Genomic DNA, 14,058 nt, shown 5'->3' on the forward strand with positions numbered 1-14,058 from the left:
GACGTGGACGTGGCCTTTGCCGCAGCACCGCTCGCCCCCCGCGCACGGGCCCGCGGCGCCGCGGGCGTCGCGGGCGTCGCACGGACCCGTGCGCATCGCTGTCGCGGTGCACGGGGGCTGCGGCGGTGGATGGGTCGGCTGCGGCGGTGCATGGGTCCGCCGTCGCTTGCGACGGCGTCCGGGTCGACGTCGCTGCGGCGGTGCACGCGTGCGCGGCAGTTGCTGCCGCGCCATCGATGTGCTTTGCCCGCGCCGTCGTTGTGCGCCGCTGCCGCGCCGTCGATTTGCTTTGTCGGCGCCGTCGTTGTGCCTTGTTTGTGCCGTCGGGCCGCCGTCGCGCTGTCTCGGGGTCGGCCGTCAGGCCACCGTCGCGCTGATCTCGGGTTCGCCGGCGCCGGTCTCGATGGCAGTGGGAGGGGACTGCGGGGGTTCGGTGGCCGCGGGAGTGGATGGTGGAGGGCCGGCGGCCGTCTTCGCGGCGGGTGTGGTCGCGGTCGGCGCGGGGTTGGCCGACTCGGCGGCCGTGGTCGTGCCGCTCGTGACCTTGACGGCCGTCACCGTTGAGGTTGCGGCAGCCGTGACCTCGACGGTCTTGCGCGCCGAGGGTGCGGTGGGCGTGACCTTGACGGGTTTGCGGGCCGAGGGTGCGGTGGGCGTGACCTTGACGGGTTTGCGGGCTGTGGGTGCGGTGGGCGTGGCTGCGGCGGTCTTGCGGGCAGACGGTGCGGCGGGCGTGACCTTGACGGTCTTGGGTGCTGGAGTTGGGGTGGGTGTGACCTTGACGGTCTTGCGGGCAGAAGTTGCGGTCGGCGTGACCTTGACGGTGCTGCGCGCCGGGGTTGCGGTGGGCGCGACCTTGACAGTTGTGTGCGTGGGGTTTGCGGTGGGTGGGAGCTTGACGGGCTTTGGGGGTGGGGTTGCGGTACGGGGGCGGTGGCGGGCCATGCGGATGGTGTTCGCGGCGCGGCGGATCACGTCGGCGATGGCGTCGGTGACGGCGTCGGGGCGTTCGATGGGCAGCATGTGGCCGGCGTCGTCGCAGGTGATCAGCTCGGCGTCGGGGAGTTCGCGCGTGATCGTCTCGGCGCAGGCGGGGGGTGTCAGCCGGTCCAGGGTGCCGACCAGGACCGCGACCGGCAGGCCGCGCATCGCGGCCAGGGTCTCCACGCGGTGGTGGAGGTCGACCGAAGGGCGGAAGCCGCCGATCGCGCACAGGGGGGCGTTGCCGACCATCGAGGCGGTCAGGGCCACCCAGGACGTGTCGACGCGGTCGCCGAAGACGAGCCAGCGGACGCCGGGGGACAGCAGGGGCATCAGGCGGCGGTGGGGGCGCCATGCGCCGGAGCGGGCGAGCAGGCCGGCGCCCTGGATCTCGAGGATCCGCATGACGCGGGCGAGGCGGGGGCTCAGGCCGTAGCTGGTGCGGGACGAGCCCTCCGCGGACGTCGAGATGAGGACCACGCCGACGACGCGGGCGGCGAAGGCCTTGGCGTGGCGTTGGGCGTACTCCATGATCGCCATGCCGCCGAGGGAGTGGCCGACGAGGACGACGGGGCCTTCGGGCACCAGCTGGGTCACGACCTCGGCCAGGTCGTCGCCGAGCTGTTCGAGGGTCGCGTCGGTGCCGGAGGTCGCGGAGGAGCGGCCGTGGCCACGCAGGTCGAAGGCGAGCAGCTGGACGGGCCTCGTCGTGAACGTGGCGAGGCGGGCCGGGAGATCGGCGATCTGCTGCCGCCAGAGGCGGTTGTCGAGCGTCCAGCCGTGCAGGAGGACCACCGTGACCGGGGTCCGTGCCGCACCGTGCGCCGCCGGAGCGGGGTCAGGCATGTGCAGCACGCTGTACAGGCGGGCGCCGTCCGGGAGCCTCACACTGGGGGATGAGACGACGGTACCCATGAACCATTGTTACCCGGAAGTACGTCGAACTACCCCGGCGATCTTCGGGAGCATTTCCGGAGTGATGGAGTGACACGGCCGCCGCCCGGGACCCGGGCGGCGGCCGTGTGGAAGAGCTGTGAAGAAGAGCTGTGCGGAGGAGGCGATCAGGCGGCTTCGAACACGCCCGCGTCGACGAGGCGCTGCTCGGTCGCGTCCCAGCCGTGGCCGGGGTGGGCGGTGTTGAGGGCCTGCAGCTCGACGCGCACCTTGGTCGCGTGGCCGGCGCCGGCCAGCACGCGGATCTCCTCGATGAACGCGTCGGACGAGGTCGCCAGGCGGTTGGTCTTGCCGTTGGTCAGGTTGCGCACGTAGACGTGCTTGCCGCCGTTGAGCGGGATGAGGTACTTGAACTCACCCAGCACGCTCAGGGCGCCGGCTGCGGCCTGGCCTGCGCGGACTGAGGCCCGCGCGGTCTTTGAGGTGTTGGTCGCCACGGCGGGAACTCCTTGTCGAGGCTGTAACTACGGAAGGTCGTGCTGTACTACCCATGGGGCCGCGAACCGCGAAGATCGCAGACTGCTGCCCAGGAAAGACAGCAAAACTGTAACACCCGCCGGGTCCGGCCCAAAAAAGTGAGTTACCTGGTGGAGGCTCCACCCGTTGGACATTTCGTAGGACCCGAGTTGCCGATTCTCTGGCGCACCGAGAGCATCATCGTCATCATGGGTCCCACAAGCACATAGCTACAGGGCAGACCGTGCCGGGTTCGAGGTCGTAGGGGAAGACGCACCTCGGTCTCCGGGAGGTTGTACGTGCCCACGCGTGGCGTCATATATGTCCACTCGTCACCGCTCGCCGTGTCGTCACACGTCGAGTGGGCGATCGCACGCGTCCTCGGAGCGCCGGTCAGACTCGAGTGGACGCCGCAGCCTGTCGAGCCGTCGGCTCGCCGGGCGCAGTGCTCTTGGTCCGGCATGTCCGGCACCGGGGGCGAGCTGGCGGCTGCCCTGCGGCAGTGGCCCATGATTCGTTTCGAGGTGACGGAGGAGCCGAGCAACGGCGTCGACGGCGAGCGGTTCATGCACGTGCCGGGGCGCGGGCTGTTCCACGGCTCCACGAGTGCCAACGGCGACATCGTCCTGTCCGAGGACCGCCTCCGCAGCCTGATCGCGACGTCGCGGGGGTACGAGACGCTCGCCCACGCCATGGAGAAGGCCCTCGGCGGCCCGTGGGACGCGGAGCTGGAGCCCTACCGGCACGCGGCCGACGGCGTCCCCATGACCCTGCTCACCCGCGTCGGCTGAGCGAGGCCCGGCGAGCAGAGCGAACACGGCGGGCAGAGCGAACACGGCGGGCAGAGCGAACACGGCGGGCAGAGCGAACACGGCGGGCAGAGCGAACACGGCGGGCAGAGCGAACACGGCGGGCAGAGCGAACACGGCGGGCAGACCGCGGCGAGCTGAGCGACGCTGAGCACGGCACCGGCGAGTCGAGACGGGACCCGGGTGATCTGAAGAACGACCCGGGTCGGGTGAAGATGCAGACAGCGTGAGTTGCACGTGCATGGTTGAGTGGCACGGTGCCGCGTCTGGAATCCATGTCCCGCCTGCTCGTGCCCGTGACGGCCGTCGCCGTCCTCGTGAGCGGGTGCTCCGACGGGAAACCGGGCTCGCCGGCGCCGTCCGCCACGGCGCAGGACTCGGCGGTCAAGCCCGGCGGCGACCCGGCGAAGCAGGCCGCGGACCTGGTGGCCAAGCTGTCCGACGAGGAGCTGATCGGGCAGCTGCTGATGCCGTACGCGTACGGCAACAACGCCGACAAGGTGTCGTCCGGCTCGGTGTCGGCCAACAAGGCGTACGCGGGCGCCGCGACCCCGGCGGAGATCGTCAAGAAGTACCACCTCGGCGGGATCATCCTGGTGTCCAGCAGCGCCGACGACCCGACCGCCGGCACCAACAAGACCACCAACGTCGAGTCGCCGGCGCAGGTCGCGAAGCTCACCGCCGGCCTGCAGTCCGCCGCGCTCAGCCTGCCCGCGAAGGTCCCGCTGCTCATCGGCACGGATCAGGAGTACGGCCAGGTCACCCGCATCCGTGAGGGTATGGTGCAGCTGCCCAGCGCCCTCGCCCTCGGCGCGGGCGGCGACCCGGCGCTGACGGAGGCCGCGTGGAAGGCCGCGGGCACCGAGCTCGCCGCCATCGGGATCAACCTCGACTTCGCCCCCGACGCCGACGTGCTCGGCACGCAGCCGGGCGGGGTGATCGGGTCCAGGTCGTTCGGCAGCGACCCGAAGCTCGTCGCCGCCCAGGTGTCCGCTGCGGTCAAGGGCCTGCAGGCGGCGGGTGTCGCCGCGACGGTGAAGCACTTCCCGGGGCACGGCCACACCACCGTCGACAGCCACAGCAGCCTGCCTGTCCTCGGCCAGAGCGCCGGGGCGCTGGAGTCCGGTGACCTGCCGCCGTTCGTGGCCGCGGCGCAGGCCGACGTCGGGCTCGTCATGTCGGGACACCTGGACGTCAAGTCGGTGGATCCGGGTGTACCGGCGTCCTTCTCCAGCAAGGTGCTCATCGACCTGCTGCGGACGAAACTCGGCTACACCGGGGTCGTGGTCACCGATGCGCTGAACATGGAGCCCGCTGAGCAGTGGGGGCCGGGCGAGGCCGCGGTACGGGCCGTCCTGGCCGGCAACGACATCCTGCTGATGCCGCCGAAGCTGACCGAGGCGTACAAGGGCCTCCTCGACGCGGTGCGCTCCGGCCGGATCACGAAGCAGCGCCTCACCGAGGCCGCGACCCGCATCCTGACGCTCAAGTTCCGGCTCGCCGCGGTGCCACGACCCGAGGCGTCCGTCGTCGACGGCGACGCCGGCAAGGCGGCGGCCCGGGCGAGCGCCGCCGCGGCCGTCACGGTCCTGCGCGGCCCCTGTACGGGTGCGCTCGTCACCGGACCGGTCCGGGTCACCAGCGCCGGCAGCGAGACGGCCCGCGGCTGGCTGGAGGCGGCGCTGACCGCGGCGGGCGCGACGGTGGTGAAGCAGGGCGGCTCGGAGGTCCGGCTGCTCGGGTACGGCAAGGGCACCTCCGACCTGTCCTCCTCGGCGGCGGTGACGGTGGCGGTGGACACCCCGTACGTGCTGCGCTCGGCGAAGGGGACCCTGGTCGCGACCTACTCCTCGACGCAGGCGTCGATGCTGGCCCTCGCCGACGTCCTGGTCGGCAAGGCAAAGGCCCCGGGCCGCTCACCGGTGCCGGTGCAGGGCCTGCCGGCGAGCGCCTGCAGCTGACGCGGTGCCGGTGCAGGGCCTGCACCGGCGAGCGCCTGCAGCTGACGCGAAACCGGCCACTGGCGCCGGTTGACCCGCGCTCGCTCGCGCTCCCCGGACATAACCGAAATTTCGGATATGTTCGCGCAGCGGACATATCCGGGGAGAGCCGTTGGTGTGCGTGATGCGGCTCCTGTACGGACGAAGCCGGAGGACTTCGCGCAGCAGACATGTCCGGGAAGCCGTAGTACGCGCGATGCGTCCGAATACGCGAAGCCGGGAGACGAGAAAGGACCGGAGGCCCGCAGGCCCCCGGTCCGATCAGGCGAAACCTCAGGCGCGGGCGAAGACCAGCGCCGCGTTGTGGCCGCCGAAGCCGAACGAGTTGTTCAGCGCCGCCGGGATGTCCAGGTGGCGGGCCTTGTGCGCGGCCACCTCCAGGTCGAGGCCCTCGTCGGGGTCGTCGAGGTTGATGGTCGGCGGGACCACCCCGTGGTAGATCGCGAGGATCGTCGCGATCGACTCGACCGCGCCGGCCGCGCCGAGCAGGTGCCCGGTCATCGACTTGGTGGACGTGAGCAGAGGGTGGTCGCCGAGCGCGCGGTGCAGCGCCTTGATCTCCGCCAGGTCGCCGACGGGCGTCGAGGTGGCGTGCGCGTTGACGTGGACGACGTCGGACTTGGCGATCCCGGCGTCGCGGAGCGCGAAGTCGATGGCGCGGACGGCGCCGTCGCCCTCCGGGTGCGGCTGGACGATGTCGTAGCCGTCGGAGGTGAGCCCCGAGCCGGCGAGCCGGGCGTAGATGCGGGCGCCGCGGGCGCGGGCGTGGTCGGCGCGCTCCAGGACGATGACGCCGGCGCCCTCGCCGAGCACGAACCCGTCGCGCCCCTTGTCCCACGGGCGGGACGCGCGCTCGGGCTCGTCGTTGCGGATCGACATGGCGCGCATCGAGGCGAACCCGGCCATCGGCAGCGGGTGGATCACGGCCTCGGTGCCGCCGGCGACCACGACGTCGGCGCGGCCGAGGCGGATCAGGTCCAGGCCGTGCGCGATGGCCTCGGCGCCGGTGGCGCAGGCGCTGGCGACGCAGTGCACGCCGGCCTGCGCGCCGAGCTCCAGGCCGACCCAGGCGGCCGGGCCGTTGGGCATGAGCATCGGGACGGTGTGCGGCGACACCTTGCGCGGCCCGCTGGCCTCCAGGATGTCGTCCTGGGCGAGCAGGGTCTGCGCGCCGCCGATGCCGGAGCCGACGCTGACGGCGAGCCGCAGCTTGTCGACCTCGGGGGCGCCGGCGTCGGCCCACGCCTCGCGGGCGGCGATGATCGCGGTCATCTCGGACCGGTCCAGGCGGCGGGCCTGCACCCGGTCGATGACCGTGCTGGGCTCCACGGCCAGCTGCGCGGCGATCCGCACGGTCAGCTGCGCGGCCCACTCCTCGGTCAGCGCCGACACGCCCGACTTCCCGGCGAGCATGGCGTCCCAGGTGGATGCGACATCCCCGCCCAGGGGCGTGGTGGCCCCGAGTCCGGTGACGACGACCTCAACACTCACAGCACTACACCTCTCTGGCTGACCCACATGAGGGCTGACCTTCTTGACGCGGTCTCGGGCAGGTCCGGGGTGACCGTCCACGACCCGAGACCGCGGCAACGGCTCTCAGGCCTGCGACTTCACGATGTACGACACGGCGTCACCGACGGTCTTGAGGTTCGGCACCTCGTCATCCGGGATCTTCACGCCGAACTTCTCCTCCGCCGCCACCACGACCTCGACCATCGACAGCGAGTCGACGTCCAGGTCGTCGGTGAACGACTTGTCCTCGGCGACGTCGTCGGGGTTGACCCCGGCGACCTCTTCGAGGATTTCGGCGAGACCGCCGGCGATCTCTTCACGGGTGGACATAGAGCTTTCCTTCCTTGGGTTGACGCAGCACCGACCTGAAGTCGAACGCTGGCGAAACAAAAGCTGGCGTGCCTCAGGGGCAGCGGACGACCTGGCCCGCGTACGTCAGGCCGCCGCCGAAGCCGAACAGCAGCACCGGCGCGCCGGAGGGTACCTCACGCCGTTCGATGGCTTTCGACAGCGCGAGGGGGATGCTCGCCGCCGACGTGTTGCCGGACTCGACGAGGTCCTTGAGGATGATCGCGTTGGGCAGGTCGAGCCGCTTGACGATGCCGTCGATGATCCGGGTGTTGGCCTGGTGCGCGACGAACGCGGCGATGTCCTTGCCCTGCACGCCCGCCCGGTCGAGGGCGGCCTGCGCATACGGGGCGATGGCCGTGGTGGCCCACCGGAAGACCGACTGGCCCTCCTGCTTGATGTAGGGGCGCCAGCCCTCGATCTTCAGCACGTCGCCCTTCTCGGGCGCGGAGCCCCACACGACCGGTCCGACACCCGTCGGCTCGTCGCCGTAGGTGGCGGTGACGACCGCGGCGCCGGCGCCGTCGCCGAAGAGCACGGCGGTCGTGCGGTCGGTCCAGTCGACGACGTCGGAGAGCTTCTCCGCGCCGATGACGAGGGTGTTGCGGCTGGCCCCGGCGCGGATCGCGTGGTCGGCGCTCGCGAGGCCGTAGCAGAAGCCCGAGCAGGCGGTGTTCAGGTCATACGCGGCGGGCGCCAGGATGCCGAGCTTCGCCGCGACCCGGGTCGCCACGTTGGGGCAGCGGTCGACCGAGCTGCAGGTCGCGACGATCACCTGGTCGATGTCGGCGGCGGTGAGCCCGGACGCGGCGAGGGCCTTCCCGGCGGCGGCGGTCGCCATGTCGGCGACGGTCTCCGTGCCGGCGACGCGGCGCTCGGCGATGCCGACCCGGTCGCGGATCCACGCGTCGTTGGTCTCGATCACCTTGGACAGGTCGTCGTTGGTGACCACCTGCGACGGCTGGTAGTGCCCGAACGCGAGGATCTTCGACCCGGTCGGCTGGTTCATAGCTGGTCTCCAATGCGAGCGAGCGGCTGGCCGGGCGCGACCGGGTCGTCGAGGGTGACGAGCCATTCGGCGAGCACACCGGCGCCGTGGGTGGTGACGTCGACCGGGCCCTGCGGGGTCTGCACCGTGCCGATGCGCTGCCCGCCGCCGACCTCGGCGCCCTCGGCCAGGTCCTCGGCGGGGGTGAACGTGCCTGCCGCCGTCGCCAGGACCACGTTGCCCTGGGGGTGCGGCTCGAGGACCGGCGCGCTGCCGTGGCGGGTGATCACGTCACGGGCGGCGGTCAGGTCGTCGGGCGTGTGGACGGTGACGATCTCGATGCCCTTGATGGTCCGTTTGACGAGCCCGGCGAGGGTGCCGGCGGGGGCCAGCTCGATCACGGCGGTGACGCCGAGGTCGGCGAGGGCGGTCATGCACAGGTCCCAGCGCACCGGCGCGGTCACCTGCTTGACGAGCCGCTGGAGCATGCTCGGGCCGTGCTCGACGACGGCGCCGTCCCGGTTGGACAGCAGCAGCTTCGCCGGGGCGGCGGTGGGGACGCCGGCCGCGATCGCGGCGAGGGCCTCCTCGGCCGGTGCCATGTAGGGGGTGTGGAACGCGCCGGCGACCTGCAGCGTGATGATCCGCGTGCGGGCGGGCGGCGCGGCGGCGAGCTTCTCCAGGCCGGCGAGGGAACCGGCGGCGACGACCTGGCCGGCGCCGTTGCGGTTGGCCGGGTACAGGCCGGCGGCCTCGATGGCGGCGATGACCTCGTCGGGGTCGCCGCCGAGGACCGCGCTCATGCCGGTCGGCTCCAGCGCGCACGCGGCGGCCATCTCCCGGCCGCGGACGGCGGCGAGGGTGACGGCGGCCTCGGGGCTGAGCACCCCGGCCAGCGACGCGGCGGCGAGCTCGCCGACGCTGTGCCCGGCGACGATCGTGGTGTCGTACATCGGCAGCTGCTCCGCGGCGAGCAGTGCCGCGGCGACGAGCAGGGGCTGGGTCTTCGCGGTGTCCTTGATCTCGTCCGCGTCGGCCTCCGTGCCGAGGTGGACCAGGTCGACGCCCGCGAGGACGGACCACCAGCGCAGGCGGGCCTCGGCGCCGGGCAGCGCGAGCCACGGTGTCAGGAAGCCGGGTTTCTGGGAGCCTTGCCCTGGGGCGAGTACGGCGAGCACGTCTATGACTTTTCCGGATTTCCGTCAATCGCGCGGGTAGCGCGACGCACCAAAGTGAACCAGGTCGTTTGTAGGAACCCTACAAGAGTTTGCGTGGTGTTGCCCCAACAGATCCACGCCGTCACCCACCGCAACGCTCTGTTCACCTGTCCTGCGATGTGCGTCACGTGGCGCTGCGACATGCGTCACGCGACTGCGTCACAGCTGCCGGTGCATCACTGGGACGGCGGACTCGAGGGTGCGGGTGCGAACGGATCCAGTCTGCCGATCGTCAGCGCGATCCGCAGGGCGAACGCGTCACGTGGCACCAGCGGGACGAACCCGGTGACCTCGCCGATGCGGCGCAGCCGGTACCGGACCGTGTTCGGGTGCACGAACAGCCCGCGCGCGGCGCTTTCGAGGACGCCGCCGCCGGCGTAGAACGCGTCCAGGGTCTCCAGCAGCTCGCCGCCGGCCCGCACGAGCGCGCCGTAGATGTCCTGCCGCAGGATCCGCCGCGCCTCCGCGTCGCCGGCGAGGGCCCGCTCCGGCAGCAGGTCCGCGGCGGCGACGGGGCGGGGCGCGGCCGGCCACGCGGGCGCGGCCCGGAACCCCGCCAGGGCGGCCCTGGCAGACTCGGTCGCCTCGTCCAGCGACGGCACCGCCGGCCCCACCACGACCGGGCCTTCGCCGAACCCGACGAGGAGCCGCTCGGTCGCCGCGATCGGGTCGGGTGCGCCGCCGAGGACCACGACGAGGCGGTCGCCGTGCACGCCGCCGAGGATCTCGACCCCGATGCGGCGGGCCGCGCGGTAGACGGTGTGCAGCACCGCGGTCGCCTCCCCGCCGGGGGACCGGCCGACCGCGACCGCGACCGGCGGCGCGTCCGCCCAGCCGAGTGCCGCCGCCCGGCTGGCGAGGACGTCGGAGGAGTCGCCGCGCAGCAGCGCGTCGACGAGCAGCGCCTGCAGCCGCGCGTCCCAGGCGCCGCGGGTCTCCGCCGCCCGCGCGTACACCCGGGCGGCGCCGAACGCGACCTCCCGGCTGTAGTGCAGCACCGCCTCGCGGATCCCGGCCTCCTCGCCCTCGGCGGCCAGGAGCGGCAGCTGCTCCTCGACGACCTCGATCGTGACCCGGATCAGCTGGACGGTCTGGCCGAGGTTGATCGAGCGGGCCAGGGCGCGCGGGGCGGCGTCGAAGAACTCGTCGGAGCTGTCGGGCGGCAGCGTCGCGCCCTCCTGCCGGTTGCGCAGCCAGTCGACCAGGGACCGGACGCCGGCCTGCGCGACCAGCATCACCCACGCCCGCTGGTCGGCGGGGAGGTCCCGGAACCAGGGCAGCGTCTCGTCCATCCGCGCCACGCTCGCGGTCGCGAGGGCGCCGGCGGCCCGCTCGATCGAGCGCACGCTCGCCTCGAGGCTTCGGCGGGTGTCACGCCCTGCCGGCGGCTCCTGGTTCGTCACCCGCACAGCTTTTCATCGTCTGGCCGCCAACCAGAAGCCGCCGTAGATCCCGGCCTCCCGGGAGGTCTGCCGCAGGCCGTCCGGGCCGTCGATGAGGCGCCTGCCCCAGGCGGTCCTGCGGGCCGGGCTGAACGCGTCGACCAGGTCCAGGTAGTGGTACTCGGCGCTGTTGCCGCTCCACGCCCAGCCGAGGTACCCGAGGTCGTGTTGCTGGCAGTACGCCATGATCGCGTCCTCGTCCGGGTCGCCGTACTGGTGCATCGAGGAGAACTCCCCGACGACGATCGGCAGCCGCTGCCGCACGAACGTGTCGAGGTAGCCGGAGACCTTGTCCGGGGTGTTGAACGGCCCGTACATGTGCACGTCGAAGATGGTGTTGTGCTCCGGGTCGGCGGCGAACACCTCCGCCGCGTGGTCGTACATGACGTGGAACGAGTCGTTGCCCCAGTTCGGCGCGTCGACCATGATCGCGTGCAGCAGGCCGGCGCCGCGCAGCCGCTCGATCGCCCGTTTCGTGTCGCCGATCCAGTCCATGTTCACCGCGTGGCCGGAGGGCTCGTTGGCGACGTTGATGATGACGTACGACTCCTGCCGCAGCAGCACCTTGCGCAGCGTCAGCCAGTAGTCGACGGCCTGGGCGATGGTCGCCGCGCCGGGCTCCGTGCCGTACCCCATCGTGTCGTGCACGTCGAGCACGCAGATCAGCCGGTTCGCCCGGCACTGCCCGATGATCCCGGCGACCTCGGCGGGGGTGGTCGCGGGGAACCCGGTGCCGCTGGACAGCGCGACCCGCACCGAGTTGGCCCCGGCCGCCTTGATGTCGGCGAACACCGACTTCGGCCCCTTGCCGAAGTAGTACCCGTGGTTCACCCCGCGCAGCACGAGCCGTTCCCCGTTCGCCTCGACGAGATGCCCGCGTTCGGCCTTGATGCCGCTGGCGCCGTAGGCGGGCTCCACCGAGACGTATGCGGCCCCGAGCAACGACAGCAGCAGGGCGAGGAACGCCGCTCTGATCAGCACGGCCGGGCGCTACCCGCCGATCTGCGCACGAAACGGGGGATCGACCGAGGTCCTTGTCGGCGGGTAACCTGGAGATCACGTAGCGTGGTCAAGATCGTGCGAGAGGCGGGCCGTGGAGTCCAAGCCGGCTGAGCTGGCCACCGAGATCGCCCTGGAGCAGCAGCACTTCGACCTCGCCCGCAAGCACCGCGAACGCGCCCGGGCGGAGCTCGGCGAGGTCCCCGACGCGGCCGCCAACGCGGGCGCCGGCCGCCGGCTCGCGGTCTTCCGCCGCAGCCGAAAGGAGGCCATCGCCCCACCGGAGGAGCAGGTCGCGTTCGGCCGGATCGACTGCCTGCCCGCCGACCCGCCCGGCCGCTCAGGCGTCGACGACACGTTCTACATCGGCCGCGAGACCGTCTTCGACGACCAGCGGCAGGTGCTCGTCGTCAACTGGCAGACCCCGATCGGCGCCCTGTACTACGAGTCGACCCACGAGGACCCGCGCGGCCTGCGGCGCAAGCGCACGTTCCACTGCGACGGCAACCGGATCCGCGACTTCGACGACGTCGTCTTCGCCCAGCTCGCGACGGCCGTCGCCGCCCTCGCGGAGGCGGGCCCCGACGACGCGCTGCTGGCCGAGCTCGACCGGGGCCGCACCGGCACGATGACCGACATCGTCGCCACCATCCAGGGCGCCCAGTCGCGGCTGATCCGCTCACCCCTGGACCAGCTGCTCGTCATCGAGGGTGGCCCGGGCACCGGCAAGACCGCCGTCGCGCTGCACCGCGTGTCGTGGCTGCTGTACAACCACCGCGACCGCCTGCGCCCCCAGGACGTGCTCGTCGTCGGCCCGCACCCCGCCTTCACCCGCTACATCCGCACCGTCCTGCCGAGCCTCGGCGACGCCGACGTGGTGCAGCTCGACATCGACCAGCTGGCGCCGCCCGTACAACGTGGACGCCCGGAGCCCGCGCAGACCCGGCGGATCAAGGGTGAGGCGAGGATGGCCCGGCTGCTCGCGCGGGCCCTGGAGAACCGGGTCGGCACCCCCGAGCCCGCGGAGCGGATGCTCTTCGACGGCACGTTCCTCACCCTCTCCGGCGTCGAGGTCGCCGCCGCCGTCGCGTCCGCACGGCAGGCCGGGGGCCCGTACGCGCAACGGCGCCAACGACTCAGGGCGCAGCTCGCCGACCTCGTCCGCGCCCGCGGCGGCCCCACCGACCCCGAGCGCCTCGGCCCGGTCGAGAACCTCCTCGAACGCCTCTGGCCCCTGCAGAGCGCCGCCGCGTTCCTGCGCGCCCTCCTCGGCTCCCGGGCCAGGCTCGCGGGCGCCGCCGGCGACGAGTTCACCGCCGACGAGGTGGCGCTGCTGCACCGCCGCGGCGCCGACAAGCTCTCCGAACAGATCTGGAGCAACGCCGACCTGCCGCTGCTCGACGAGCTGGAGGATCTCCTCAACGGCGTGCAGCGGCGGTACCGCCACGTCGTCGTCGACGAGGCGCAGGACCTCTCCCCGATGCAGCTGCGCGCCGTCGCCCGCCGCTGCCCGACCGGCTCCCTCACCGTCGTCGGCGACCTCGCCCAGTCCACCGGCGCCTGGGCCCGCGACCACTGGGAGGAGGTCACCGAACACCTGCCCGCGGTGCTGCCCCAGGTCGTCGTCGGGCTGCGGTACGGCTACCGGGTCCCGCGCCAGGTCTACGAGCTCGCCGCCGAGCTGCTACCGGTCGCCGCCCCCGACATCGAGCCGACCCGCGCCGTCCGCGAAGGCCCCGCCGACCCCGGCATCCACGTCGTCGAGCCCGCCGAACGCGCGGGCCGCGCCGCCCTCGTCGCCAAGGACCACGCCCTCGGCGGCCGCTTCGTCGGCATCGTCTGCCCCGCCGCCTGCCGGTCCGAGCTCGAGTTCGCCCTGCACGCCAACGACCTGCAGTGGGGCCGCGCCGACCAGGGCGAGCTGGACCACCCGATCAACCTCGTCAGCCCCCAGGAGGCCAAGGGCCTGGAGTTCGACGCCGTCATCGTCGTCGAACCGGAGGAGATCGTCGCCGAGGACGACCGCGGCCACCGGCTGCTGTTCGTCGCCCTCACCCGCACGATCCGCTACCTCGACATCGTCTGCTCCGGCGACCCCCTCCCCGTCGAACCCGGCCCCGACGTCACCGCCCGCATCCCCCGCCAGCGCGCCGTCATCGAACCCGACCCCGACCCGACCGTCGACATGACCCAGCTGGACCGCCTCGCCGAGGACCTGGCCACCCTCATCACCGGCAACACCCCCACGTCCATGTGGGACGAGGTCCTCCACCGCACCGCCGCCCTCCTCGACACCCGCGCCGACCGCCCCCGCCCCACCGGCCGCCACCGCCGCGACTGACCCGCCGGCCC

The 14,058-nt window shown here is 72.5% G+C and carries 11 protein-coding genes; 3 read left to right on the top strand and 8 right to left on the bottom strand.

All coding sequences use genetic code 11. The features are described 5' to 3' along the window. Positions 1 to 357: 357 nt before the first annotated feature. Both ABD332_RS32430 and ABD332_RS32435 read right to left on the bottom strand, forming a co-directional pair. The gene (locus tag ABD332_RS32430) at positions 358 to 1,827 is read right to left on the bottom strand and encodes an alpha/beta fold hydrolase (RefSeq protein WP_344506146.1); all 1,470 of its coding nucleotides are present in this window, start codon (positions 1,825 to 1,827) and stop codon (positions 358 to 360) included. A gap of 215 nt (positions 1,828 to 2,042) precedes the next feature. Continuing rightward, positions 2,043 to 2,372, bottom strand: a complete 330-nt coding sequence (locus tag ABD332_RS32435; RefSeq protein ID WP_344506147.1) for a hypothetical protein — start codon at positions 2,370 to 2,372, stop codon at positions 2,043 to 2,045. 318 nt (positions 2,373 to 2,690) lie between these two features. On the opposite strand from ABD332_RS32435, the gene ABD332_RS32440 reads away from it, so the two are divergent. Further along, positions 2,691 to 3,182, top strand: coding sequence for a DUF3145 domain-containing protein (locus ABD332_RS32440; RefSeq protein WP_344506148.1), 492 nt, complete (start codon positions 2,691 to 2,693; stop codon positions 3,180 to 3,182). A gap of 293 nt (positions 3,183 to 3,475) precedes the next feature. Continuing rightward, entirely contained in the window at positions 3,476 to 5,161 is a 1,686-nt protein-coding gene (locus ABD332_RS32445) for a glycoside hydrolase family 3 protein (protein WP_344506339.1), read from the top strand. A 312-nt stretch (positions 5,162 to 5,473) separates the two neighbouring features. Here ABD332_RS32445 and fabF read toward each other — a convergent pair whose 3' ends face one another. From fabF to ABD332_RS32475, 6 genes are all read right to left on the bottom strand, one after another. Next, positions 5,474 to 6,691, bottom strand: a complete 1,218-nt coding sequence (gene fabF, locus ABD332_RS32450) for a beta-ketoacyl-ACP synthase II (RefSeq protein ID WP_344506149.1) — start codon at positions 6,689 to 6,691, stop codon at positions 5,474 to 5,476. Positions 6,692 to 6,796: 105 nt separating this feature from the next. Continuing rightward, positions 6,797 to 7,042, bottom strand: coding sequence for an acyl carrier protein (locus tag ABD332_RS32455; protein ID WP_033362432.1), 246 nt, complete (start codon positions 7,040 to 7,042; stop codon positions 6,797 to 6,799). A gap of 73 nt (positions 7,043 to 7,115) precedes the next feature. After that, positions 7,116 to 8,069 carry a beta-ketoacyl-ACP synthase III gene (locus tag ABD332_RS32460; protein ID WP_344506150.1) on the bottom strand — a complete coding sequence of 318 codons (954 nt, stop codon included), beginning with the start codon at positions 8,067 to 8,069 and terminating at the stop codon, positions 7,116 to 7,118. After that, positions 8,066 to 9,226 (bottom strand): acyltransferase domain-containing protein, encoded by a 1,161-nt coding sequence (locus ABD332_RS32465; RefSeq protein ID WP_344506151.1) that lies wholly within the window; start codon positions 9,224 to 9,226, stop codon positions 8,066 to 8,068. Before ABD332_RS32465 ends, ABD332_RS32460 begins: the two co-directional genes overlap by 4 nt. A gap of 215 nt (positions 9,227 to 9,441) precedes the next feature. Further along, complete coding sequence (locus ABD332_RS32470; RefSeq protein ID WP_344506152.1) at positions 9,442 to 10,668, bottom strand: PucR family transcriptional regulator; 1,227 nt, start codon at positions 10,666 to 10,668, stop codon at positions 9,442 to 9,444. 12 nt (positions 10,669 to 10,680) lie between these two features. Beyond that, complete coding sequence (locus ABD332_RS32475; protein WP_344506153.1) at positions 10,681 to 11,688, bottom strand: cellulase family glycosylhydrolase; 1,008 nt, start codon at positions 11,686 to 11,688, stop codon at positions 10,681 to 10,683. A gap of 112 nt (positions 11,689 to 11,800) precedes the next feature. Between ABD332_RS32475 and ABD332_RS32480 the strand changes: the two genes are divergently transcribed. Beyond that, positions 11,801 to 14,047 carry a HelD family protein gene (locus tag ABD332_RS32480; RefSeq protein WP_344506154.1) on the top strand — a complete coding sequence of 749 codons (2,247 nt, stop codon included), beginning with the start codon at positions 11,801 to 11,803 and terminating at the stop codon, positions 14,045 to 14,047. Positions 14,048 to 14,058: the final 11 nt, after the last annotated feature.

This window comes from Dactylosporangium maewongense (genome assembly GCF_039531485.1).
Taxonomy (GTDB): domain Bacteria; phylum Actinomycetota; class Actinomycetes; order Mycobacteriales; family Micromonosporaceae; genus Dactylosporangium; species Dactylosporangium maewongense.